The 25,122-nt window shown below is 63.9% G+C and carries 20 protein-coding genes and 2 tRNA genes; 3 read left to right on the forward strand and 19 right to left on the reverse strand.

Annotated features, from left to right (window positions below):
• Nucleotides 1–173: 173 nt before the first annotated feature.
• Nucleotides 174–953: a methyl-accepting chemotaxis protein gene (locus tag U8L64_RS20430; protein WP_442965299.1), complete on the forward strand. Its 780-nt coding sequence runs from the start codon at nucleotides 174–176 to the stop codon at nucleotides 951–953.
• A gap of 120 nt (nucleotides 954–1,073) precedes the next feature.
• On the opposite strand, the gene U8L64_RS16365 is transcribed toward U8L64_RS20430, so the two are convergent.
• The 10 genes from U8L64_RS16365 to rnr form a co-directional block, all read right to left on the reverse strand.
• Nucleotides 1,074–3,356, reverse strand: a complete 2,283-nt coding sequence (locus U8L64_RS16365; protein ID WP_054094570.1) for a YgiQ family radical SAM protein — start codon at nucleotides 3,354–3,356, stop codon at nucleotides 1,074–1,076.
• A gap of 115 nt (nucleotides 3,357–3,471) precedes the next feature.
• Nucleotides 3,472–4,551: an alanine racemase gene (alr, locus tag U8L64_RS16370; RefSeq protein ID WP_333398291.1), complete on the reverse strand. Its 1,080-nt coding sequence runs from the start codon at nucleotides 4,549–4,551 to the stop codon at nucleotides 3,472–3,474.
• A gap of 90 nt (nucleotides 4,552–4,641) precedes the next feature.
• Nucleotides 4,642–6,036 carry a replicative DNA helicase gene (gene dnaB / locus U8L64_RS16375; protein ID WP_008569729.1) on the reverse strand — a complete coding sequence of 465 codons (1,395 nt, stop codon included), beginning with the start codon at nucleotides 6,034–6,036 and terminating at the stop codon, nucleotides 4,642–4,644.
• A gap of 105 nt (nucleotides 6,037–6,141) precedes the next feature.
• On the reverse strand, nucleotides 6,142–6,588 hold the full coding sequence (rplI, locus tag U8L64_RS16380; RefSeq protein WP_003288134.1) for a 50S ribosomal protein L9: 447 nt from the start codon (nucleotides 6,586–6,588) through the stop codon (nucleotides 6,142–6,144).
• 21 nt (nucleotides 6,589–6,609) lie between these two features.
• Complete coding sequence (locus U8L64_RS16385) at nucleotides 6,610–7,503, reverse strand: hypothetical protein (protein ID WP_043297632.1); 894 nt, start codon at nucleotides 7,501–7,503, stop codon at nucleotides 6,610–6,612.
• Nucleotides 7,504–7,541: 38 nt separating this feature from the next.
• Nucleotides 7,542–7,772 (reverse strand): 30S ribosomal protein S18, encoded by a 231-nt coding sequence (rpsR, locus tag U8L64_RS16390; RefSeq protein WP_003283112.1) that lies wholly within the window; start codon nucleotides 7,770–7,772, stop codon nucleotides 7,542–7,544.
• A gap of 28 nt (nucleotides 7,773–7,800) precedes the next feature.
• Nucleotides 7,801–8,217 (reverse strand): 30S ribosomal protein S6, encoded by a 417-nt coding sequence (gene rpsF / locus U8L64_RS16395; protein WP_008569726.1) that lies wholly within the window; start codon nucleotides 8,215–8,217, stop codon nucleotides 7,801–7,803.
• Between the two features lie 162 nt (nucleotides 8,218–8,379).
• Nucleotides 8,380–9,978 carry an ATP-binding protein gene (locus U8L64_RS16400; protein ID WP_333398292.1) on the reverse strand — a complete coding sequence of 533 codons (1,599 nt, stop codon included), beginning with the start codon at nucleotides 9,976–9,978 and terminating at the stop codon, nucleotides 8,380–8,382.
• Nucleotides 9,979–10,187: 209 nt separating this feature from the next.
• Nucleotides 10,188–10,943: a 23S rRNA (guanosine(2251)-2'-O)-methyltransferase RlmB gene (rlmB, locus tag U8L64_RS16405; RefSeq protein ID WP_333398293.1), complete on the reverse strand. Its 756-nt coding sequence runs from the start codon at nucleotides 10,941–10,943 to the stop codon at nucleotides 10,188–10,190.
• Nucleotides 10,940–13,474: a ribonuclease R gene (gene rnr / locus U8L64_RS16410; protein WP_333398294.1), complete on the reverse strand. Its 2,535-nt coding sequence runs from the start codon at nucleotides 13,472–13,474 to the stop codon at nucleotides 10,940–10,942. Before rnr ends, rlmB begins: the two co-directional genes overlap by 4 nt.
• 204 nt (nucleotides 13,475–13,678) lie before the next feature.
• Between rnr and U8L64_RS16415 the strand changes: the two genes are divergently transcribed.
• Nucleotides 13,679–13,765: transfer RNA gene (locus U8L64_RS16415), tRNA-Leu, on the forward strand.
• Nucleotides 13,766–13,882: 117 nt separating this feature from the next.
• Nucleotides 13,883–13,969, forward strand: a tRNA-Leu gene (locus U8L64_RS16420).
• Nucleotides 13,970–14,115: 146 nt separating this feature from the next.
• Here the strand turns inward: U8L64_RS16420 and U8L64_RS16425 are convergent.
• The 9 genes from U8L64_RS16425 to U8L64_RS16465 all read right to left on the reverse strand — a co-directional run bounded on the left by U8L64_RS16425 (nucleotide 14,116) and on the right by U8L64_RS16465 (nucleotide 25,118).
• Nucleotides 14,116–15,411, reverse strand: coding sequence for an adenylosuccinate synthase (locus U8L64_RS16425; RefSeq protein WP_333398295.1), 1,296 nt, complete (start codon nucleotides 15,409–15,411; stop codon nucleotides 14,116–14,118).
• Nucleotides 15,412–15,492: 81 nt separating this feature from the next.
• Nucleotides 15,493–16,680: an ATP phosphoribosyltransferase regulatory subunit gene (locus U8L64_RS16430; RefSeq protein ID WP_043297638.1), complete on the reverse strand. Its 1,188-nt coding sequence runs from the start codon at nucleotides 16,678–16,680 to the stop codon at nucleotides 15,493–15,495.
• Nucleotides 16,681–16,961: 281 nt separating this feature from the next.
• Nucleotides 16,962–17,828 carry a protease modulator HflC gene (gene hflC / locus U8L64_RS16435; protein ID WP_008569719.1) on the reverse strand — a complete coding sequence of 289 codons (867 nt, stop codon included), beginning with the start codon at nucleotides 17,826–17,828 and terminating at the stop codon, nucleotides 16,962–16,964.
• Complete coding sequence (hflK, locus tag U8L64_RS16440) at nucleotides 17,828–19,009, reverse strand: FtsH protease activity modulator HflK (RefSeq protein ID WP_333398296.1); 1,182 nt, start codon at nucleotides 19,007–19,009, stop codon at nucleotides 17,828–17,830. Before hflK ends, hflC begins: the two co-directional genes overlap by 1 nt.
• Nucleotides 19,010–19,107: 98 nt before the next feature.
• Nucleotides 19,108–20,409, reverse strand: a complete 1,302-nt coding sequence (hflX, locus tag U8L64_RS16445) for a ribosome rescue GTPase HflX (protein WP_165593691.1) — start codon at nucleotides 20,407–20,409, stop codon at nucleotides 19,108–19,110.
• 11 nt (nucleotides 20,410–20,420) lie between these two features.
• Entirely contained in the window at nucleotides 20,421–20,675 is a 255-nt protein-coding gene (hfq, locus tag U8L64_RS16450; RefSeq protein WP_003283098.1) for an RNA chaperone Hfq, read from the reverse strand.
• 89 nt (nucleotides 20,676–20,764) lie between these two features.
• The gene (miaA, locus tag U8L64_RS16455; protein ID WP_155550700.1) at nucleotides 20,765–21,736 is read right to left on the reverse strand and encodes a tRNA (adenosine(37)-N6)-dimethylallyltransferase MiaA; all 972 of its coding nucleotides are present in this window, start codon (nucleotides 21,734–21,736) and stop codon (nucleotides 20,765–20,767) included.
• 95 nt (nucleotides 21,737–21,831) lie between these two features.
• Complete coding sequence (gene mutL, locus U8L64_RS16460) at nucleotides 21,832–23,709, reverse strand: DNA mismatch repair endonuclease MutL (protein WP_333398297.1); 1,878 nt, start codon at nucleotides 23,707–23,709, stop codon at nucleotides 21,832–21,834.
• Nucleotides 23,706–25,118, reverse strand: coding sequence for an N-acetylmuramoyl-L-alanine amidase (locus U8L64_RS16465; protein ID WP_333398298.1), 1,413 nt, complete (start codon nucleotides 25,116–25,118; stop codon nucleotides 23,706–23,708). The genes mutL and U8L64_RS16465 overlap by 4 nt, the downstream gene beginning before the upstream one ends.
• Nucleotides 25,119–25,122 lie beyond the last annotated feature (4 nt).

A 25,122-nucleotide genomic window follows, 5' to 3' on the forward strand; every position in this document is an offset into this window, starting at 1 on the left:
CGGCATGGGCCGAAGGCGACTTCAGCCGGGACGCGCGGATCGACTCGAAGATTCGCGAAATCATCGATATCGAGACCTCGCTCAACCGTCTGCGCAGCTACCTGCTGCAGCTGGTCGGCACCCTGCGCCAGCAGGCCGAACAGGTCGCCGCCAGCAGTCGCGATCTGGACGAAATGAGCAGCGACCTGCACGACGGCGCGCAACGTCAGACCGGCGACACGGCACAGATCCGCGATTCGCTCGGCGAGCTGGAAGCCACCATCCAGCAGGTGGCCGACGGTGCCGGCGAAGCGGCCGAGGCCAGCCGCGCCGCAGCGCACGCCGTGCAGCAGGGCCAACGGGTGATCGCCCAGAGTCTGACCGGGCTGCATGATCTGGTCAGCGAGGTGCAGGGCAACGCCGTGGCCATCGAACGCCTGGCCGCCGAAACCACCACCATCGGCAACGTGCTGACGGTGATTCGTTCCATCGCCGAGCAGACCAATCTGCTGGCGCTCAACGCCGCCATCGAAGCGGCCCGCGCCGGCGAGCACGGCCGCGGCTTCGCCGTGGTGGCCGACGAAGTGCGGTCGCTGGCGCAGCGCACCAGCGGCGCCACCGCGGAAATCCAACAGCTGATCGGCGACCTGCAGCAGGCAGCCACGCACTCGGTCGAAGCCATGCGCAGCCAGGTCGCCCACGCCGAAGGCACCGCCAGCCTGGCGCAGAGCGCCGACCAAGCGCTGGGCGAAATCGTCGCCACCATCGCCACCATCAGCCGCATGGCCGAGCAGATCGCCCAGGCCACCGCGCAGCAGGGCGAGGCCGTCAGCGAGATTCGCGGGCACAGTGAGCGCATCCACCAGCTCGGCGATGCCAACCTGACGCACATCAGCCGCGGCCGCGAACAGAGCGCGCAGATGCTGCGTCTGGGGGGCGAGCTGGATCAGGCGACTCAGGCGTTCAGGTTCTAGTTTCGACGGGCGCACCGCCGCACAGCGGCCATCACGCCGGAGCGACTGAGCGCTCGGGGAAGCGGCTGACGGCGGGCGTACCGGCGCGATGCGGCACGCTCGCGCGTCAGCAATACGCGATCAGCGCGGCGCCACCGGCCGTTGCGGTTTGCGCCCCTTGCCGGCCGGCTTGCCGCTGCCATTGGCCGCCTTGCGCCGCGCCTCAGCGGCGGCCTTGGCCTGCTCGCGCTTGTCCCAGGCATTGCCGTCGTGACTGCGCGGCGGCAGGCCGGTGTGCTGGGTAAGAATCTTGCCGCCCTGCCCGGCCTTCTTGCTGCCCGCCGGCGTCGAGTTCTTGCGTCGTGCGCTCTGATAACCGTCCACCGCCGGCTGATGCGCCGGAATCAGCTGGTGCTTGCCACTGCCGATCAGGTCGGCGCGGCCCATGCGGATCAGCGCTTCGCGCAGCAGCGGCCAGCCCTTGGGATCGTGGTAGCGCAGGAACGCCTTGTGCAGACGGCGCTGCTCCTCGCTCTTGACGATGGTGACGCCCTCGCTCTTGTAGGTCACCTTGCGCAGCGGGTTCTTGCCGGTGTGATACATGGCGGTCGCCGAGGCCATCGGCGACGGATAGAAGGCCTGGACCTGATCGGCGCGGAAGCCATTGGCCTTCAGCCACAGGGCGAGGTTCATCATGTCCTCGTCGGTGGTGCCCGGATGCGCGGCGATGAAGTACGGGATCAGGTACTGCTCCTTGCCCGCCTCCTTGGAGAACTTGTCGAACATCCGCTTGAACTTGTCGTAGGTGCCGATGCCCGGCTTCATCATTTTGTCCAGCGGGCCACGCTCGGTGTGCTCCGGGGCGATCTTCAGATAGCCACCGACATGATGGGTGACCAGTTCCTTGACGTATTCGGGCGACTCCACGGCGAGGTCGTAGCGCAGGCCGGAGGCGATCAAAATCTTTTTCACGCCCGGCAGCGCGCGCGCCTTGCGGTACAGCTCGATCAGCGAGCTGTGGTCGGTGTTGAGGTTCTCGCAGATACCGGGGAATACACAGGACGGCTTGCGGCAGTGCTTTTCGATGTCATGGCTCTTGCAGGCCAAGCGATACATGTTGGCGGTCGGCCCGCCCAAATCGGACACCACACCGGTGAAGCCGCGCACCTTCTTCATTTCCTCGATTTCGTGGAGGATCGATTCGTGCGAGCGGCTCTGGATGATGCGTCCCTCGTGCTCGGTGATCGAGCAGAAGGTACAGCCGCCGAAACAGCCGCGCATGATGTTGACCGAGAAACGAATCATCTCGTACGCCGGAATCTTCGCCCCACCGTACACCGGGTGCGGCACGCGCTGGAAAGGCGCGGCGAACACGTAATCCATCTCCTCGGTGGTCAGCGGAATCGGCGGCGGGTTGAGCCACAGCTCGCGGTCGTCGTGGCGCTGCACCAGCGCGCGCGCGTTGCCGGGATTGGTTTCCAGATGCAGCACGCGGTTGGCGTGGGCGTACAGCGCCGGGTCGTTGCGGACCTTCTCGAAGGACGGCAGACGGATCACCGTGCGCTCGCGCGTGAGCTTGGGATGCGGCAACAGCTCGACCGGCTTGGCTTCCTCGGGATCGTCCTGCGGCCCCTTCTGCTGTTCGATGGAACAGGCGGACAGGTCCTGCGTGTTGACGTAGGGATTGATGATCTGATCGATCTTGCCGGGCCGATCGATGCGCGTGGAGTCGATCTCGAACCAGCCTTCCGGCGTGTCCTTACGGATGAAGGCAGTGCCGCGCACGTCAGTGATGCTCTCGATCGGCTCACCACGCGCGAGCCGCTGCGCCACTTCGACGATGGCACGCTCGGCATTGCCGTAGAGCAGGATGTCGGCGGTGGCGTCCATCAGGATCGAGCGGCGCACCTTGTCCGACCAGTAGTCGTAGTGCGCGATGCGCCGCAACGACGCCTCAATGCCGCCAAGCACCACCGGCACATGCTTGTAGGCCTCCTTGCAGCGCTGGCTGTACACCAGACTGGCGCGATCCGGCCGCTTGCCGGCCAGTGCGCCGGCGGTATAGGCATCATCCGAACGCACCTTGCGGTCAGCGGTGTAGCGATTGATCATCGAGTCCATGTTGCCGGCGGCGATGCCGAAGAACAGGTTCGGCTCGCCGAGCTTCATGAAGTCGTCTTTGCTGTGCCAGTCCGGCTGGCTGATGATGCCGACACGAAAGCCCTGGGCCTCCAGCAGACGGCCGATGATCGCCATGCCGAACGACGGATGGTCGACGTAGGCATCGCCGGTGACGATGATCACGTCGCACGAATCCCAGCCGAGCTGATCCATCTCCTCCCTGCTCATCGGCAGGAACGGCGCCGGACCGAAACACTCGGCCCAGTACTTGGGATAGTCGAACAGCGGCTTGGCGGCAGGCATGGCGGGAAACCGGGCTACGAAAACGGGCGCGGAATATAGCACAAAAAATGATCAGGAAGGCCGAGTGCACAACTCGGCCTTTGCCTGGCGGACGAAGGGAAATTTGCTCCGGCGGTCAGCCGCCGATGTAGCGACGCGGCACGCGGCCGGTGACCTTGGTCAGCAGCTCGTAGCCGATGGTGCCGCAGGCCGTCGCCAGTTCATCGATCGGCAACTGTGCGCCCCACAGCTCCACCGCGTCGCCAAGCTGCGCTTGCGGCAGGTCGGTCAGATCGACCGCAAGCATGTCCATCGATACGCGCCCGGCCAGCGGCACGCGCTGCCCGCAGATGACCACCGAGGTACCGGACGGTGCGCTGCGCGGATAACCGTCGGCATAACCACAACTGACGGTGCCGATGCGCGACGGGCGCTGCGCCACCCAGCTGGCGCCATAGCCGACGCTGTCACCGGCCGGCACGTCGCGAATAGCGATCAGCGCGCCGGTCAGCGTCATCACCGGCTTGAGGCCGAGCTCCTGCGCGCTCAGCGTGGCGAACGGCGTGGCACCGTAGAGCATGATGCCGGGACGAATCCAGGCCATGTGCGCCTGTGGCAGCGTGAGCACCGCGGCGGAGTTGGCCAGCGAGCAGTGGTCGAATGCCAGCTCCAGCAGCCGGCCGTAGCGCTCGAGCTGACTCTCGTTCAGAGAATGGCCACGCTCGTCGGCGCAGGCGAAATGGCTGATCAGGTTCAGTTCGCCGACCTGCGCGGCGCCCTTCAGTCGGGCATAACACTCTCGCAGACCATCGACCGTGAAACCGAGCCGGTGCATGCCCGAGTCGAGCTTCATCCAGACATTCAGCGGCCGCTCAAGCTCGGCATCCAGCAACCAGTCGGACTGACGCCGATCCTGCACGGCGACATCCAGACCGAGCTCGGCGGCACGTCGGTACTCGCAAGGTTCGAAACAGCCTTCGAGCAGCAGGATGCGCGCGTCCGGGGCACCAGCGCGCACCACTTCGGCCTCTTCCAGACAGGCCACGGCGAAACCATCGGCCACATCGCGCAGCGCTGTCACCACTTCGTGCGCGCCATGTCCGTAGGCATTGGCCTTGACCACGGCGAAAGCCTTGCGCTGCGGCGCGCATTGCCTGGCGAGCAGATAGTTGTGGCGAAGCGCAGTCAGATCGACCGTGGCAACCAGCGGACGCATGGGATTTTCCTGTCGGCGAAGGTGAGGCGCAAATCTTAGGCCGATCCGCCGGACGCGGGAAGCGCGCGGACTGCCGTCCGCGCGCTGCGCTTACTCGTCGTCGAACTGATAGCTGCCCGGCGCGAGGTTCTCGAAGCGCGAATACTTGCCGAGGAAGGCCAAGCGGGTGGTGCCGATCGGACCGTTCCGCTGCTTGCCGATGATGATCTCGGCGACGCCCTTGTATTCGGTTTCCGGGTGATACACCTCGTCCCGGTAGACGAACATGATGATGTCGGCGTCCTGCTCGATGGCGCCCGACTCGCGCAGGTCGGAGTTCACCGGACGCTTGTTGGGGCGCTGCTCCAGCGAACGGTTGAGCTGCGACAGCGCGATGACCGGACAGTTGAATTCCTTCGCCAGGCCTTTGAGCGAGCGGGAAATCTCGGAAATCTCGTTGACCCGGTTGTCACCGCTGGAACCCGGAATCTGCATCAGCTGCAGGTAGTCGACCATGATCATGGCGATCTCACCGTGCTCGCGCGCCAGCCGGCGGGTACGCGCCCGCATCTCGGAGGGGCTGATACCCGCGGTATCGTCGATGAACAGCTTGCGGTCGTTGAGCAGGTTCACTGCCGAGGTCAGCCGCGGCCAGTCGTCATCATCCAGCTTGCCCGCGCGGACCTTGGTCTGGTCGATACGCCCGAGCGAGGCGAGCATACGAATGACAATGGAGTCAGCGGGCATCTCCAGGGAAAACACCAGCACAGCCTTGTCGGTACGCAGCACGGCGTTCTCCACGAGGTTCATCGCGAAGGTGGTCTTACCCATCGACGGACGGCCGGCAACGATGATCAGATCGGCGGGCTGCAGGCCGCTGGTGGCTTCGTCCAGATCGGTGAAGCCGGTGGACAGGCCGGTGATCGCCTCGCCGGCATTGAACAGCGTATCGATGCGGTCGATGGCCTTGACTAGGATGTCGTTGATGCCCACCGGGCCGCCGGTTTTCGGCCGCGCCTCGGCGATCTGAAAGATCAGCCGCTCGGCTTCATCGAGAATTTCCTCGCCGGTGCGCCCTTGCGGTGCGTAGGCGCTGTCGGCGATCTCGTTGCTGATACCGATCAGCTGCCGCAACGTGGCGCGTTCGCGGATGATCTGCGCGTAGGCCTTGATGTTCGCCACCGACGGCGTGTTCTTCGCCAGCTCGCCCAGATAGGCCAGACCACCGACCTGCGGCAGTTGCCCTTCCTTGTCCAGCTGCTCGGACAGCGTCACCACGTCGAACGGCGAGTTGCGCTCGGCCAGCTTGTAGATGGCCCGGAAGATCAGACGATGATCGTGGCGGTAGAAATCGCCATCGGAGACCTGGTCGAGTACGCGCTCCCAGGCGTTGTTGTCCAGCATCAGACCGCCCAGCACGGCCTGCTCGGCCTCGATGGAGTGCGGCGGCACCTTGAGCGCGGCGGTTTCCAAGTCGTACTGCTGGGGCACACTGATGTCGTTCATGATTCTTTCGCGATTCGAAACAGCAGAAAAACAAAGGGCACGTCCCGCTCGCGCGGAAACGTGCCCGATGTTACGCGTCAGGCACCGGAGGTGCCAGACGACACCTTAGGCGGCGACGACGATCAGCTTGACGGTCGCTTCGACGTCGGTGTGCAGGTGCACGGCCACGTCGTATTCGCCGGTCTGGCGGATGGTGCCGTTCGGCAGGCGAACTTCGCTCTTGGCCACTTCAACGCCGGAGGCGGTCAGGGCATCGGCGATGTCGTGGGTACCGATGGAACCGAACAGCTTGCCTTCATCGCCCGCGGTTGCGGTGATGGTGACTTCCAGTTCGGCAAGCTGCGCAGCGCGAGCTTCGGCCGAAGCCTTCTTCTCGGCAGCAGCCTTTTCCAGCTCGGCGCGGCGTGCTTCGAACGCTGCGATGTTGGCAGCGGTCGCGGCAGTGGCCTTGCCTTGCGGCAGCAGGTAGTTACGGCCGTAACCGGATTTGACGTTTACCTTGTCGCCCAGGTTGCCCAGGTTGGCGATCTTTTCCAGCAGGATGACTTCCATTTGAGTCTTACCTCTTAACTTTTAACCTTCACCGTTCGCAGGTCCCGCGCCGTTCTTGCCGGCCGCGCGACCACGAAAATCAAACAGACTGTCGACGATGGCCAACACGGCCAGCAACGGATAGATCAACTGCATGAACAGCACCAGCGTAACGTACAGCCCCACCAGCCAGAACCGCGGCAGACGCCCCTGTGCCACCAGACCGTGCATCAGCGCAACCCCGGCGAACACCAGCGGCACGCTGCACAGCGGCGTCAGCACCGCGAACTGCGCACCGAGACTCGGGCCGAGCAACATGCCCACCAGCAGCATGATTGCCACCACCGGCGGAAAACGCAGCGCTCGAAACTCGCCCCCGAATCCGCCCGGGTTGTACAGCGCCGCTTGCCAGTAACGCGCCAGCATCAGGCTGAGCAGCGTGACGATTTGCAGCAGCGCCGCCAGCAGGCCGGTCAGCACCGGAGCCAGCAGCGCGCCCAAACGCGCACGCTCCTCGTCAGAGAACTGCTCGTAGGCGCCCGACAACGTCTCGGGCAATACCTTCTGCAACTCCCCGGCCAGCGCCGCGATGGGCTCGCCGAATACCGCTGCGAGCCCCCAGACATACAGCAGTCCGAGGCCCACGCTGCACAACATCACCCGCGCCCAGGACGCCTGGTTGCGCAGCAGAAGCGCCAGTCCCAGCGAACCGAGCAGCACCAGCAGCGTGCGCGGATCACCGAAGTACCACCACGCCAGCGCCGGCACAATCGCCCAGACCAGTACGCTCAGCGCGTCGTTGAGCCCTCTGCGAAGCAGCACCAGGCTGCCCGCGGCGGCACTGAGCCAGAACAGCATTGGCAGCGCGGCGGCAACACCAACCACCAGGATGGCCTGCATACGGCCACGCATGATGAATTCGGCCAGCGCACGCATACGCTCTATCTATCCCTTACGTTCGTCGACCAGCCCGATCAACGGCCGTGGCTGTCGGTGTAGGGCAGCAGGGCCAGGTAGCGGGCGCGCTTGATAGCGGTGGCCAGCTGACGCTGATAGCGGGCTTTGGTTCCGGTGATGCGGCTAGGAACGATCTTGCCGGTCTCGGAGATGTAGGCCTTCAGGGTGTTGAGATCCTTGTAATCGATCTCTTTCACGCCTTCGGCGGTGAAACGGCAGAACTTACGACGACGGAAAAAACGTGCCATGAAATAGGCTCCTCAATAGATCCGTGGATTACTCGTCAGCGCTGTTGTCGCTGTCGCTGTCACTGTCGGCGGAGCCGTCGGTGTTTTCAGGACGATCACGACGCTCGCGGCGCTCGCTACGGTTTTCCTCAGCCTTGAGCATCTCGGACTGTTCGGTCACGGCTTCGTCGCGACGGATGACCAGGTTACGGATGACGGCGTCGTTGTAGCGGAAGTTGTCTTCCAGCTCGGCCAGTGCCTTGCCGCTGCACTCGACGTTCAGCATCACGTAGTGAGCCTTGTGCACGTTGTTGATGGCGTAAGCCAGCTGACGACGGCCCCAGTCTTCCAGGCGGTGGACCTTGCCACCATCTTCTTCGATCAGCTTGGTGTAACGCTCCACCATGCCGCCGACCTGCTCGCTCTGGTCCGGGTGCACCAGAAAGATGATTTCGTAATGACGCATAACTGCTCCTTACGGGTTGCAGCCTGCCGACAATGCGGTCAGGCAAGGAGTGAATGACTTGTTGACCTTGCCGGCACGAAGGCGCGCGAGCGCCTGCCATGCAGGCAAGGGGCGCCATTCTAGAGAAGGGCCTGGACCGGCGCAAGGCGAAGTGGTGAAATTTTAACCACCCTCTCCCGCATGGTCGCGGCCCCGTTCGTGCGCGATCGTGTCCAGTAGCTCGCGCACCTGATGGATGTCGTAGGGCTTGAGCATGACCCGCAGCGAGTCGATACCCTCCTCACGCGCATCCACCGCATAGCCGGAGGCGATCACCAGGGCCAGCCCCGGGTGTCGCTGCTGCGCCTGACGGACCAGCTCGATGCCGCTCATGCCGGCCAAACCAACGTCGGTGAGCAGAACATCGAAGGGCTGCGCCGCCAGCTGCTCGAGCGCATCCTCGGCCGACTCGCTGAGCACGACCTGATGGCCGAGCTCAGCGATCACCTCGCCGGTAAGCATGCGCAGCGTCGGGTCATCCTCGACGAAAAGCACTTTCAGCACCCTATCTATCTCCTTCGCCGCCGGCACGCTTGCCGTAGCACCGGCATCGGCATCGGCCTCCGAGCTACGCGGCAGATACAGATGCACCGCCGTGCCGCTGCCCGCCGCACTATCCAGCGTGACGAAGCCGCCGCTCTGCTTGACGAAGCCGTAGACCATGCTCAGCCCCAGTCCCGAGGCGCTGCTGGCCTGCTTGGTCGTGAAGAAGGGCTCGAAGGCCCGCTGACTGACCTCAGGCTCCATGCCCCCCCCCTCATCGATCACGCTCAGCTGTACGAACTCGCCTGTCGCCGGCTGGGCCTGCAGCTTGCGGTTGCGCAAGCGCACCAGCAGCCGCCCGCTTCCGCTCATGGCGTCGCGGGCATTGGTGGCCAGATGGATGAGCGCGCTCTGCAGGTGGCCGATATCGACCGATACCGGCCATAGTGCCTCGTCGGTATCGAGCTCGACACGCACCCCGGCACCAAGAGCGCCCTCAAGCAATTCGCGCATCTGCGCAACAAGCTGACCGAGCTGCACCGGCTGCGGCCGCTGCGGTTGGCGGCTGGCAAAGGCCAGCAGCTGCGAGGCCAGGCGGGCGCCTTTCTCGACCCCGCCAACCGCCGAATCCAGGCGACGCAGCGCAGATTCGTCGTTGCCCAGACTGCGGCGCAGCAGTTGCAGGTTGCCGCCGATGACCTGCAGCATATTATTGAAGTCGTGCGCGATGCCGCCGGTCAGTTTGCCTATCGCCTCCAGCTTCTGTGCCTGCAACAAAGCCGATTCCGCAGCCTGGCGCTGCATTTCGCTGCGCGACAGCTCCTCGGTCGTGGCTCCCACGAGTTCTTCTAGATGCCGGCGGTAGCGATACCGGTCCTCGTCACGCTCCGAAGCCCCTTGCAGCGCGAGGCACTGCAGCAGCGCCACAGCCTCGCCACGCTCGTCCAGCAGCGGTGTATGCACCAGTCTTGCACCAAGCGCCCCCTCGCCTACCGGCGGCAGCGTATCGCTGGTCCCACTGTCGAGCGCCCGCGTGCAGGATGCGAGCATTGCAGCAACATCGAAGCGCACGTCATCGGCGAACGCGTCGTCCAGGCGGTGGCCAATCAGCTCGTGGTCCGCCCGCCCGAGCAGCGCCAGGGCGGCCGGATTGACATCCACCACCCACAGCTGCGGATCGAACAATAGGTAGGCATTCGGAGAAGCCCGGAACAGGCTTTCAAAAGACAGGCGTTGCATACAACCTCCATGATACGAGCCTGACGCCATTGTCTAGATTGCTCGTACGACATTCCCTGGCCGGGCGGCCGTCACAGGATGCAAGCGGATCGGAAGAAGGCGCTGACTGTCGTCAGGCACAGGTCAGCCATTGACCGCGAAACGGGCAAAGCGTTTCCCTGCAGTGGAAAAAGCGTACGGCAGCCATCTCTGCAGACAGCCGCCGCTGGTCAGCCGCGTGTCGCGACCGCGCTGCGCTGGCGCAGCGCCTCGAACAGACAGACGCCGGTGGCGACCGACACGTTGAGGCTGCTCACGCTGCCTGCCATCGGCAACCGCACCAGATAATCGCAATGCTCACGGGTCAGCCGGCGCATACCCTTGCCTTCGGCGCCCATCACCAGCGCAATTGGCCCGGTCAGATCCTGCGCGTAAAGTTCCTGCTCTGCCTCGCCAGCAGTACCGACGATCCAGATGCCACGCTGCTGCAGTTTTTCCAGTGAGCGCGCGAGATTGGTCACCGCTACCAGCGGAATCACCTCGGCGGCACCGCAGGCCACCTTGCGCACCGTAGCGTTGAGCGTCGCCGACTTGTCCTTCGGCACGATCACCGCCAGTGCCCCGGCGGCGTCGGCCGTGCGCAGGCAAGCGCCCAGGTTATGCGGATCGGTCACCCCATCGAGCACCAGCAGCAACGGCGCAACTTCGGCGCGATCAAGCAGCTCATCGAGCATCGCCTCGCCCCAGACCTGGCTGGGACTTACTTCGGCGACCACGCCCTGATGCACGCCTTCGACCCAGGCGTCCATTTCGCGGCGCTCGCATTGACCGATGCGCACGCGCGCCTGGCCGGCCAGCTCGATCAGCGTCTGCACACGCGGATCGCCACGTCCTTCGGCCAGCCAAACCTGCTTGACCCGCCGGGGATGATGACGCAGCAGCGCCTCGACCGCGTGCAGGCCGTAGATTTTCTCCAAGTCGCTCATGATTTGGCCTTGCGTTTTCTCGCACCGGCAGGGCTCGATCCGCCGGGAGCCGGCTTGCCGTCAGCCTTGCGTTTCGACCCGCCGCGCTTGGGTTTTTCCGCGCTATGGTCGCGCCCGCTCTTGCCCTTGGCTTCGGTCAGCAGTGCCTTCTTCAGCTCGCGGCTCTTGCGTACGCTGGCATCGGCCGGCTCCTGGCTGCGCGCCGGACGCCGGTCATCGGCCTTGCCGCGTCCCGCTCCACCCTTGCGCGCACCGCCTTCGCCCACACCGGCGACCTTGCTGCCGCCACTGATCAGCTCGAAGTCGATCTTGCGTTCGTCCAGATCCACGCGCATCACCCGCACCTCGACGCTGTCGCCGAGACGGAAGCTGCGCCCGCTCCGCTCGCCGGAGAGGCGATGATGCAGAGGATCGAAGTGGTAGTAGTCGCCCGGCATCGCCGTGACGTGCACCAGCCCTTCGACATAGATATCGGTCAACTCGACGAACAGACCGAACCCGGTCACTGCGGTGATCACGCCGGGGAACGTTTCGCCGACGCGATCGCGCATGAACTCGCACTTGAGCCAGTTGACGACATCGCGGGTAGCCTCGTCGGCGCGTCGCTCGGTCATTGAGCACTGCTCGCCAAGCTGTTCCAGCGCCGCCTCGTCGTAGGGGTAGATACGCGCCTTGGGCATGCTCGCCGCACCCTCGCGTCGCACGTGCGGCGTGTCACGCCGCGAACGGATCACGCTGCGAATCGCGCGGTGTACCAGCAGGTCCGGATAGCGCCGGATCGGCGAAGTGAAGTGAGCGTAGGCTTCGTAGTTCAGACCGAAGTGGCCATGATTGTCGACGCTGTAGACCGCCTGGCTCAACGAACGCAGCATGACCGTCTGGATCACGTGGAAATCCGGACGATCCTGAATGCGCTCCAGCAGAGCCTGATAATCCTTCGGCGTCGGCCCTTCCTTGCCCTTGTGCAGACTCAAGCCCAGTTCGCCGAGGAAAGCGCGCAGCTTCTCCTGACGTTCCAGCGGCGGACCGTCGTGCACGCGATACAGCGCGGGGATGTCGTGCTTTTGCAGGAACGCGGCAGTGGCCACGTTGGCGCACAGCATGCACTCCTCGATCAGCTTGTGAGCGTCGTTGCGCTCGGTCGGCTTGATCTCGGCGATCTTGCGCCCGGCGCCGAAAACGATACGAGTCTCCTGGGTCTCGAAATCGATCGCCCCCCGAGTGTGACGTGCCTTGAGCAGCAACTTGTACAGCGCATAAAGCTGCTTGAGATGCGGCAGCACCTCGGCGTACTCCTCGCTCAGCCGCTTGCCCTCGGGAGACTTGGGCCGCTCGAGCATATCGCTGACCTTGTTGTAGGTCAGCCGCGCATGGGAGTGGATCACCGCCTCGTAGAACTGGTAGTCGGTCATCTTGCCCGACTTATTGAGGGTGATCTCGCAGACCATCGCCAGACGGTCCACGCCAGGATTCAGCGAGCACAGACCGTTGGACAGCTGCTCGGGCAGCATCGGCACCACCCGTTCGGGAAAATACACCGAGTTGCCGCGCACCTCGGCTTCGCGATCCAGCGCCGAACCGACCTTCACATAGTGCGAGACGTCGGCGATCGCGACGTACAGACGGAACCCGCCGGTCAGCAGCTTCCAACCACCGGGCCTTTCGCAGTAGACCGCGTCGTCGAAGTCCCGCGCATCCTCGCCGTCGATGGTGACGAATGGCAGATGCCGCAGGTCTACGCGCTTGAGCTTGTCCTTCTCTTCGACCTCGGGCTTGAGCCGCGCCGCTTCCTTGAGCACCGCCTCGGGCCAGACATGGGGGATATCGAAGCTGCGCAACGCCACGTCGATTTCCATCCCCGGCGCCATATAGTTGCCGATCACCTCGATGATGTCCCCCTGCGGCTGGAAGCGCGGGGTGGGCCAGTGGGTGATCTTCACTTCGACGAACTGACCGGGTTTGGCATTCAGCGCACGACCCGGTGTGACCAGGACCTCCTGCTGGATCTTGGGGTTGTCGGCAACCACGAAGCCGACGTCGCTCTCGATCTGATAGCGCCCGACGATGGTTTCATGGGCTCGACTGATGACCTCGACAATCGCCCCCTCGCGACGTCCACGCCGATCCAGCCCGGACACCCGCGCCAGGCAGCGATCGCCATCGAAAACCAGGCGCATCTGCGCCGGCCCGAGAAAGAGGTCATCGCTACCGTCATCGGGAATCAGGAATCCGAAGCCATCGCGATGACCGCTGACTCGGCCACAGACCAGATCGAGCTTGTCCACTGGCGCGTAGGTTCCGCGTCGGGTGTAGATAAGCTGACCGTCGCGCTCCATCGCGCGCAGTCGACGACGCAGTGCCTCGACGTCCTCATCGGAAACCAGGCCGAACTCTTCGACCAGCTGTTCGCGCGCGGCCGGTGAGCCACGCTCAGACAGGTGCCGGAGGATCAGTTCGCGGCTGGGAATGGGGTTATCGTACTTTTCCGCTTCACGGGCGGCCTCGGGATCGAGGGATTGCCAATCGGCCATTAAGAAGTGTCACCTTTCTATTCAATTATCGAGACGGAACGTCATAAGTGTATTGAAGCGCGAAATGCCCACGGGCGGCACCTTTACGCTGAATTATTTTTCGGGATCAGGGGTTTACAACCCCGAACCTCGCCCGTATAGTTCGCGCCCACAATGTCCAACAGACGTTGTATCACGGAAACGCTCAAGCAATACTGTTTCCGTGCCCAGGTGGCGGAATTGGTAGACGCACTAGGTTCAGGTCCTAGCGGTGGCAACACCGTGGAAGTTCGAGTCTTCTCCTGGGCACCACTCTTCAAATGAAACCCGCATCATCGATGCGAGTCTCAAGTAGTAACGAAGATTGTCGACTTCGACCGATGATTCGGTACAAACGACAGCAAAGCCGGTGAGCAATCATCGCAATGTGCCCAGGTGGCGGAATTGGTAGACGCACTAGGTTCAGGTCCTAGCGGTGGCAACACCGTGGAAGTTCGAGTCTTCTCCTGGGCACCACTCTTCAAGAAAAAACCGAGCTTATGCTCGGTTTTTTCGTTTTCAGCGCCATAAAGCTTTCCACCAGCCCGAGCAGACTTACCCGCAGCCGGCCGCCAGACAGCAAAAGGCCGCCCGACGGCGGCCTTTTTCAGCATCGCACCCGATCAGGCGTACGGATGACGCAGCACGATGGTTTCGTTGCGGTCCGGACCGGTGGAGATGATGTCAACCGGCGCCTCGATCAATTCCTCCAGACGCTTGATGTAGGCCCGCGCATTGGCCGGCAGCTCGTCAAGGCTCTTGGCACCGAGGGTCGACTCGCTCCAGCCCAGCACCTCCTCGTATACCGGCTGCAGGCCGTCGTAGCTGTCGGCATCGGTCGGCGCATCAACCAGCACCTGACCGTTGCGGTCCTTGTAACCGACGCAGATACGGATGGTCTCCAGGCCGTCGAGCACGTCCAGCTTGGTCAGGCAGATGCCGGAGATGCTGTTGATCTCAATGGCACGCCGCAGAATCACCGCATCGAACCAGCCGCAACGACGCGCACGACCGGTGGTCGAGCCGAATTCGTGACCACGCTCGGCCAGGCGCGCGCCAATCTCATCGAACAGCTCGGTGGGGAACGGACCGGAACCCACTCGCGTGGTATAGGCCTTGGTGATTCCGAGGATGTAGTCCAGATACAGCGGACCGAAGCCAGAACCGGTCGCAGTACCGCCGGCAGTGGTGCTGGAGCTGGTCACGTACGGGTAGGTGCCGTGGTCAATATCCAGCAGCGACCCCTGCGCGCCTTCGAACATGATGCACGCGCCCTCCTTGCGCAGCTCGTGCAGGCGCGCAGTAACGTCGGTGATCAGCGGCTTGAGGACCTGGGCGTAGCCCAGCGCCTCGTCCAGCGTCTTCTGGAAATCGACCGGCTCGACCTTGTAGAAATTCTGCAAAACGAAGTTGTGGTACTCCAGCAACTCGCGCAGCTTGACCGCAAAACGCTCCGGATTGAACAGATCACCGATGCGCAGGCCACGACGCGCGACCTTGTCTTCATAGGCCGGACCGATGCCACGACCAGTAGTGCCGATCTTGCCTTCCGAACGCGACGCCTCGCGCGCCTGATCCAGCGCGACGTGATACGGAAGGATCAGAGTGCAGGACGGGCTGATACGCAGGCGCTCGCGCACCGGCACGCCCTTTTCCTCGAGCTTGGTAATTTCCCGCAGCAGCGCATCGGGAGCAACCACCACTCCATTGCCGATCAGGCACTGCACGTTGTCGCGCAGGATGCCGGACGGAATCAGGTGCAGCACGGTCTTCTCACCGTCGATCACCAAGGTATGACCGGCGTTGTGACCACCTTGGTAGCGCACCACCGCGGCCGCCTGGTCAGTCAGCAGATCGACGATCTTGCCCTTGCCCTCATCACCCCACTGGGTGCCCAGGACCACGACATTCTTACCCATAACCCTCTGTCCTCTTCGGAGAAGCGTACCGGCATTGACCGGCAGAAATCGAAACCAGCCTGGGCCGCATCGCGGCAAATCTCAGGACGCCAGCGGCGCCACGATCCAGGAATTGTCTTGAGCCAGCAGCTGCCGATCACAGCCAAGCCCCGCGGCAGCGCCAGCCGTCTGACCATCGAGGGCCTGCACCACGCGCTCACCGTCACGACGCAGGCGGCAGATCGCCTGCCATAGCGCAGGGTCGTCGCCGTACGGCGCCCAGATGCCGCCGACCGGAGTCGACAGATCGGCGTTACCGAGACTCACCAGCGTCTTCAGATCGGTCGAGAAGCCGGTGGCCGGGCGCGCTCGCCCGAAGTCAGCGCCGATGTCGTCATAACGCCCACCCTGGGCGATCGACTGACCGACGCCAGGAACGAACACCGCGAAGACGACACCGGTGTGGTAGTGGTATCCGCGCAGCTCGCCCAGATCGAAGTAAAGCGGCATTTGCGGATAACGCGCGGCCAGCTGGTCGGCAATACGAATCAACGTCTGCAGCGCCAGACGAACCTCGACTGGCGCCTCCACCAGCGCGACCTGCGCCTCATCTAATGCCTCGCGACCGCCACACAGCCGTGCGAGCGCGCGCAGCATTCCGGCCATCGTCGGCTCCAAGGCAGCGGTCAGGCACTCGATCTCGTCCATCGCCTTGCGCTGCAGCGCATCGAACAGCCGCTGCTCAGCCTCACCCATCAGCCCAGCCGCGCGAGCAAGGCCGCGGTAGATGCCGACATGCCCGAGATCCATGTGCACATCAGGCACATCAGCAAGCTCCAGCATTTCCAGCATCAGGCTGATCACCTCGATGTCGCTCGAGGCACTGCCGTCGCCATACAGCTCGGCCCCGAGCTGGATCGGGCTACGCGACGTCGCCAACGCCTGCGGCTTGGCGTGTAGCACACTACCCGCGTAGCACAGGCGGCTCGGCCCTTCGCGACGCAGCGTATGCGCATCAACCCGCGCCACCTGCGGTGTGATATCGGCGCGCAGGCCCATCTGTCTCCCCGACAGCGGATCGGTGACCTTGAAGGTACGCAGATCGAGATCCTGACCGGAACCGGTCAGTAGCGATTCGAGGAATTCAACATGAGGCGTTATGACCAGCTCGTAACCCCAGCGCTGGAACAGGTCCAGCACGCGACGCCGTGCAGTCTCGATACGTGCAGCCTCGGGCGGCAGCACCTCTTCGATGCCATCTGGCAGCAGCCAGCGGTCTACCGTTGCCATTTCGCCAATCACCTCTCGATACGGCAAGCCTAGTCAAGCGGACGAGAACCGGGCTGCCGTCGAGGCTGGCCATCGGTCGCGTGCAGTTCTGTTCAAACCCTGACATCAGCGCCAGGCCCCGCAAGGGGAGCGGCATGGTTGCCCATGCTCGGAGATCGCCTGCTCCCGTGGGCGCAGACGCAAAAAAGCCGGGGTTTTCCCGGCTGGCGGATCATAGCAATGTTTTCCCGGTGGGTCACCCGGCGGCCAACATTGGCCGCCGGTCGAACCTTGCGAAGCGCTTAGCGGGACTGCTCCAGATAGCGGAAGAAATCGCTCTTGGGATCCAGCACCAGCACGTCTTCCTTGCTGGAGAAGCTTTCGCGGTACGCTTGCAGACTGCGGTAGAAGGAATAGAACTCCTTGTCCTGACCATAAGCAGCCGCGTAGATCGACGCTGCACGCGCATCGCCATCACCGCGCAGCTCTTCCGCCTCGCGGAACGCTTCGGCAAGCAAGACGCGGCGCTGGCGATCGGCGTCGGCGCGAATACCTTCGGCCAGCTCCTTGCCCTTCGCGCGGTGCTCGCGCGCCTCGCGCTCTCGCTCGGAGCTCATGCGCTCGAACACGCTGCGATTCACCTCGCGCGGCAGATCGATACCCTTGACCCGCACGTCCACCACTTCGATGCCCAGCTCCTTCTGCACGGCGCGATTGAGGCTGTTGGTCACCTGCCCCATCAGCTCGTCGCGCTGGCCGGATACCGCCTCATGCAAGGTGCGCTTGCCGAATTGGTCGCGTAATGCCGCTTCCAATCGACGAGCCAGCCGCTCATCGGCGATCTGCTTCATGCCGGACGTTGCGGTATAGAACAGCTCGGCATCGGCGACCCGCCACTTTGCGTAGGCGTCGACCATCAGCGCTTTCTTCTCCAGGGTCAGGAAGCGTGAAGTCGTCGAATCCAGCGTCATCAGGCGCGCGTCAAACTTGCGCACACTGTTCACGTACGGGATCTTCATGTGCAGACCGGGCTTCACGTCGGGCTCGACAATACGACCGAAACGCAGCAGCACTGCACGCTCGGTCTGCGAGACGATATAGAAGCTGTTCCACAGCACCAGCGCCAGCACTACACCCACGATCAGTGCCGTAAGGGATTTATTGCTCATCAGCGACTCTCCCTCGTACGAACTTCACGCGGATCCAGCTCCGGCGGCAGCCGCGTGGTCTGGCTGGCCGCGCCTGATCCCGTTCCGGCCGACGCGGCGTTGCTGCTAGCGGCGCCACGGCCGTTGATCATCTTGTCCAGCGGTAGATAAAGCAGATTGTTCTGGCCACTCTCGCCAGTCACCATGACCTTGCTGGTGTTGCTCATGACTTCCTGCATGGTTTCCAGATACAGGCGCTCGCGCGTGACCTCCGGCGCCTTGCTGTACTCAGTCAGCAGTTTGGTGAAGCGATCGGCCTCACCCTCGGCACGAGAAATCACCGCATCACGATAACCACTGGCCTCCTCCAGCATGCGCTGGGCCTGGCCGCGCGCTTCGGGAATCACGCCGTTGGCATAGGATTCGGCTTGGTTCTTCTCGCGCTGCTCGTCTTCGCGGGCGCGGATCACGTCATCGAAGGCTTCCTGAACTTCTCGCGGCGCAGCCGCACTCTGCAGGTTCACCTGCGTCACGGTGATACCAGTGCCGTAGTTATCGAGGAAACGCTGCAGACGCTCCTTCACTTCGCCAGCCATGGCCTCGCGGCCCTCGGTCAGCACCTGATCCATCGCCGTCGAACCGACCACATGGCGCACCGCGCTGTCGGTGGCGTGCTGCAGGCTTATCTCCGGCTGATCGACGTTGAGGACGAACGACTGCAGGTCACTGATCTTGTACTGAACGGTCAACGGCACCTCGATGATGTTCTCATCCTCGGTGAGCATCTGCCCCTGCTTGCTGTAGGAGCGCTCGCGCGTGACGTTTTCCTGGAATTTACGGTCGATCGGCGGGAAGTAGAGATTCAGACCCGGCCCGACAGTTTCATGATATTTGCCGAAGCGCAGTACCACCGCCTGCTCCTGCTCGTCGACGATATAGATGGCATTGAACAGCCACACCGCCAGCAGGACCACGAGCGAAATCCAGACAAGACCGAAGCCGCCGCGGCGACTGCCACCGCTGCTGCCACCACTACTACCGCGCTTCTTGCCACCGAACATGCCGTTGAGGCTGTCCTGCAGCTTGCGGAAGGCCTCGTCGAGATCGGGCGGTCCCTTTTGATCGCCGCCGCGACGACCACCGCCACCGCCGCCCCAGGGATCCTGGTTGTTCGAGTTGCCACCCGGCTCATTCCAAGCCATAGCGCTCTCCATTCAGATAAAGCTAAAGACGCGCCCCGTGGCGCACCCACCAATGCTACCGAAAGCCTGTAACAAGCGGCCAGATCGCCGCCCGGGCTTTATTGCAAAGTGTGTTGCTCCAGAAACTCAGCCGGCTGCTGCCCTTCGCGACTGAGCAGCCGATGCAGCTCCACCCGCGGCAGGCGCACCTCAAGGAGACTACCGCCCTCCTCGTCGTGGCTCTCGCGCTGCACAGCGCCAAGCTCGAACAGCTGAGCACGCATGCGGCCGAGGCGCTGCGGTAGTCGGAGCGTGCCGACAAACAGATCGTTGCCGAGCAGTTCGGCGATTGCCTGGCGCAGCAGGTCCAGCCCTAGCCCATCACGCGCCGATACCCAGACGCGCTCTGGCTTGCCATCGGCATCGCGCTGAATCTGCGGTTCGATGCCCTCCATGAGATCGACCTTGTTGTAGACCTCCAGGACAGGCAGCTCGTCCGCACCGATCTCCGCCAGCACGGCCAGGACCTGTTCGATCTGCTGATCGCGCTCGGGCTCATGGGCGTCGATCACGTGCAGCAGCAGATCGGCATTGCTGGATTCCTCCAGCGTCGCGCGAAACGACTCGACCAGCTTGTGCGGCAGGTGACGAATGAAACCCACCGTATCCGCCAGGACCACCGGTCCGATATCCGGCAGCTCCAGGCGCCGCAACGTCGGATCCAGCGTGGCGAACAATTGGTTGGCCGCGTAGACGTCGGCTTCCGTGAGCGTGTTGAACAACGTGGACTTGCCGGCGTTGGTGTAACCGACCAGCGAGACTGAAGGGATGTCGGCACGCTTGCGCCCGCGACGCGCCTGCTCGCGCTGCCCGCGGACCTTTTCCAGGCGCTGCTTGATCTGGCGAATGCGCACCCGCAGCAGACGCCGGTCGGTTTCGAGCTGGGTCTCGCCAGGACCGCGCAGACCGATACCGCCTTTCTGCCGTTCAAGGTGAGTCCAGCCGCGCACCAGGCGCGTGCTCATATGCTCAAGCTGCGCCAGTTCGACCTGCAGCTTGCCTTCGTGGGTACGCGCACGCTGAGCGAAGATATCGAGAATCAGACCGGTGCGATCGAGCACCCGGCACTCCAGGACGCGCTCGAGGTTGCGCTCCTGACTGGGAGTCAGCGTGTGATTGAAGATCACCAGTTCAACCTCGCCCTCATGGACGAGATCGCGCAGCTCTTCGACCTTGCCGGTGCCGATCAGAAACTTCGCCGACGGCTGATGTCGGCTCACCGTGACGAACCCGACCTGCTCGGCACCAGCCGAGCGGGCCAGTTCCTGAAACTCCTGAGGGTCCTCGCGCGCCGCGGGGTCCTGGCCTTCCAGATGAACCAGAATGGCCCGCTCCCCGCCACCGGGACGTTCGAAGAACAAAGACGCCTACCTTAGTCGTTGCCCGACTCGGATTGCTCGGCGTCACCTGCGGTCGGCAGGCGAACCGGACGACCCGGCACGACCGTCGAGATCGCATGCTTGTAGACCATCTGACTAACAGTGTTCTTGAGAAGAATGACGAACTGGTCGAAGGATTCGATCTGGCCCTGCAACTTGATGCCGTTGACCAGATAGATGGAAACCGGAACGCGTTCCTTACGCAGTGTGTTGAGGTAAGGGTCTTGTAGCGAATGCCCTTTTGACATGTGCCGCACTCCTTAGAGGATCTTTATTCAATAATTTCTGGGTAAACCGACGATCCACTTGTCTGAGAATAGACGGTCAATTTGCAGTGTCAGCTCAATATGGAGAGCGATTGCAGGTATTTCAATGCTCGCGGCAGATTGTCGCGGGACAGACTGTCCAACCAGTCAACTTCCCCCCAGCCACGCAGCCAGGTGAACTGTCGTTTGGCCAGCTGCCGGGTTGCAATGATGCCGCGCTGAATCATCTCTTCCCTGGACAGGTTTCCAGCCAGGTAGTCCCACACCTGCCGATAGCCCACCGCCCGGATCGACGGCATTCCGGAGTGCAAGTCGCCACGACAACGCAGGGCTTCGACCTCTTCGATAAAGCCCTGTTCAACCATGTGAAGAAAGCGTTGCTCGATGCGCTGATGCAGAACCGACCGCTGTGCCGGAGCGATGGACAAGTGCGCGACAGTATAAGGCAAGACGCCCGAGCCAGGCGCGCCCGCGGCAGCTTTTTGCGACCATTGTCGGGCGCGATGTTCGCTCATGGTCAATCCGCTGACGCGATAGACCTCCAGCGCACGCACCAGCCGTTGCGGATCGTTGGGATGGATGCGCGCCGCCGACTGCGGATCGATTTCGGCAAGCATGCGATGCAGCGCCGGTAATCCCTCCTGCGCGGCCAGCGCCTCCAATTCGGCACGCACCTGCGCATCGGCCGACGGCATGTCCGCAAGGCCATCGCGCAGCGCCTTGAAATACAGCATGGTGCCGCCGACCAGCAGCGGAATGCGGCCCGCCGCCGTGATTTCCGCCATCGCCGCCAACGCGTCGGCGCTGAATTCCGCCGCCGAATAGCTCTGCGCGGGGTCAAGAATATCCACCAGGCGATGCGGATAAGCGGCCAGCACCTCACGGGAAGGCTTGGCGGTACCGATGTCCATGCCGCGATAGACCAGCGCCGAGTCGACACTGATCAGCTCGCAGGGCAGCACGCGCGCCAGCTCCAGTGCAAGATCGGTCTTGCCGGAGGCGGTGGGGCCCATCAGAAAGATGGCGGGAGGCAGGCGGGACATCGGTGGGCTCGCGGCGAGGGGCGGCATAGTTTCAAGCTGCCAGCCAGAAGCTGCAAGCTGCGCGATCGGTTCGCCGTCGCCGCGTGTAGCCAGGGCTAGCGCCCGCGCAGGAACAGCCGGTCCAGCTCATCCATGCCCAGCTGCGTCCAGGTCGGGCGGCCGTGATTGCACTGGCCACTGCGCTCAGTCTGCTCCATGTCACGCAGCAGTGCGTTCATCTCCGGCAGCGTCAGGCGACGATTGGCACGCACCGCACCGTGGCAGGCCATCGTCGCCAGCAGCTCGTTCAGATGGGCCTGAATGCGATCGCTGGTGCCGTATTCGAGCAGATCGGCCAGCACATCGGTCACCAGCCGAGTCGCCTCGGCCTGCTTGAGCAGCGCAGGCGTCTGGCGAATCGCCAAGGTTTCGGGGCCCAGGCGCTGCAACTCGAAGCCGAGTTTCTGGAACCACTGCGCGTGTTCCTCGGCGCAATCAGCCTCGCGCTGACTCACGGCGATGGATTCGGGCACCAGCAGCGGCTGACCACGCAGGCCTTCGCTGGCCATCGCGGTTTTCAGGCGCTCGTAGGTGATGCGTTCATGGGCGGCATGCATGTCCACCAGCACCATGCCCTGGGCATTCTCCGCAAGGATGTAGATGCCCTTGAGCTGCGCCAGCGCATAGCCCAGCGGCGGCACATCGTCCTGACTGGCAGGCAATGGCGCGGGGCCGGCTTCCGGTAACGGGGCGAAGAATTCCCGATAAGCGCCCTGCGCCTCGGCGACGTGGCCGCCGGAGGCTGGACGCTGCATCTGATAGCCAACCCCGGCACCGCGCCACGCTGGCGCTTCGCCCGCCGCGCGCTCAGGCACGCTGGTCGACAGGCTCATTTCGTTCTGCCCTGCGAACTCGCCCGCAGCCACACCGCTGAGCGGGCTCACCGATGTCACGCTCGCCGGCGCCGCCAACTGGTCTTCGGGACGCACGTCGCCCAGCGCGCGGTGCAGCGTGCCATAGAGGAAGTCATGCACCATGCGACTGTCGCGAAAGCGCACCTCGTGCTTGGTCGGGTGCACATTGACGTCCACCACCGCCGGATCGACGTCGAGGAACAGCACGAACGTCGGATGCCGACCGTTGAACAGCACATCGCGATAGGCCTGGCGCACCGCGTGGGCAACCAGCTTGTCACGCACCATGCGCCCGTTGACGTAGAAGTACTGCAGGTCGGCCTGGCTGCGCGAGAAGGTCGGTAGGCCGACCCAGCCCCACAGACGCAGCCCATTGCGCTCGACTTCGATCGGCAGCGCCTGCTCGAGAAACGCCGGTCCGCAGACGGCCGCCACTCGCCGCGCCCGCGCCGCATCGTCGCTCGCCTGATGCAGCGCCAGCACGCCCTTGCCGTTGTGCCGCAAGTGAAAGGCGACGTCGAAACGCGCCAGCGCCAGACGCTTGATCACTTCCTGCAGATGGTCGAACTCGGTCTTCTCGGTACGCAGGAACTTGCGCCGCGCCGGCGTATTGAAGAACAGGTCGCGCACTTCCACCGAGGTGCCGACCGGATGCGCCGCCGGCTGCACCCGCGCCTCCATCTCGCGGCCTTCGGTTTCCACCTGCCAGGCCTCAGCGGCTTCGACCGTGCGCGAGGTCAGCGTCAGGCGCGAGACGGAGCTGATCGACGCCAGCGCCTCGCCACGAAAACCCAGGCTCATCACCCGCTCGAGGTCTTCTAGGTCACGGATCTTGCTGGTCGCATGGCGCGCCAGAGCCAACGGCAGATCGTCCGCCGGAATACCGCAGCCGTCGTCGCGCACGCGCAGCAGCTTGACCCCGCCCTGCTCGATATCCACCTCGATGCGCGTTGCGCCGGAATCCAGGCTGTTCTCCAGCAACTCCTTGATCACCGAGGCTGGCCGCTCGACCACTTCCCCGGCGGCAATCTGGTTCGCCAGCCGCGGACTCAGCAGCTGGATGCGGCGCAACTCGCTCATGGTTGGGAGGCCAGCGTGGTGGCCGGGATGCTGAGAGTCTGGCCGACCTTGATGGTGTCGTTGCGCAGCTGATTGGCGCTACGCAGCGAGGTCAGACTGACCTGATAGCGCTCGGCGAGCAGCGCCAGGCTCTCGCCGGAACGCACCAGATGCTCGCGCGGCCCGATGGCGAGCTTGCCGGCATCGCGCAGCCAGGCGACATAGGTGCCCGGCGGCGGATTTTCGTGGAAGAACTGCCGCACGCCGCTGTGGATCGAGCGCGCCAGCGACTGCTGATGGCTGGCTGTCTGCAGCTTGCGCGCCTCGGACGGGTTGGAAATGAAGCCGGTCTCGACCAGGATCGAGGGAATGTCCGGCGATTTCAGCACCATGAAACCGGCCTGTTCGACGCGGCGCTTGTGCAGCGGCGTGATGCGTCCCATGTTGCTCAGCACCTTCTGCCCGACGTTGAGGCTGGAGGACAGCGAGGCGGTCATCGACAGATCCAGCAGCACGCCGGCAAGCATCTGATCCTTGTCGTCGAGACTCACGTTGCCGGCACCGCCGATCAGGTCGGAACGGTTCTCGCTGTCGGCCAGCCAGCGTGCCGTCTCGGAGGTGGCGCCGCGGTCGGAGAGGGCGAAGACCGAAGCGCCGTATGCCGACGAGCGCGGCGCGGCGTCGGCATGCACCGACACGAACAGGTCAGCCCCCTTCTGGCGGGCGATTTCGGTGCGCTTACGCAGCGGAATGAAGTAGTCGCCGGTGCGTACCAGCTCGGCACGGAAGCCCTTCTCGGCATTGATCTGCCGTTGCAGCTCCTTGGCAATCTGCAGCACCACGGTCTTCTCGTAGATCTTGCCCGGACCGATGGCACCCGGGTCCTCGCCGCCGTGACCGGCATCAATGGCAATGACCACGTCACGCTTGCCGCCCGGCGACACCGGCAGCTTGACCGCGGGCAGCGTCGGCGACACCGGAGGCACCGGTTTCGCTGGTGCGCTGTTGACCGGCACCTGGGCGACGGGCGCGGCGGCGCCCTGGTCGAACAGGTCGACTACCAGGCGATGCCCGTACTGCTGATTCGGCGCCAAGCTGAAGCTCTTCGGCGCGACGGGCGCCTTGAGGTCGATCACCACGCGCAGCGTGTTCGCGTCGTGCTGCCCGGCGCGCAAGGCGGCGACCGGCGTGTTCTGCAGTGCCAGTTGGTCGAGCTGTGCTTTGAGCGTAGCGCCGGTGACATCGATGACGATGCGGTGTGGCGCCTCGAGCGTGAAGACGTTGTGCTTCACCGGGCCCGACAGGTCGAACACCAGCCGCGTATTGTCCGGTGCCCGCCACAGACGCACGCTTTGCACGTCGGTGGCGGCAAAAACCTGCACGGCAGCCAGCAGGACCGCCAAACCGCTAACCAGCGCGCGTATGCGCATACCC

This window comes from Pseudomonas sp. FIP_A4 (assembly GCF_036701605.1).
Taxonomy (GTDB): domain Bacteria; phylum Pseudomonadota; class Gammaproteobacteria; order Pseudomonadales; family Pseudomonadaceae; genus Stutzerimonas; species Stutzerimonas phenolilytica.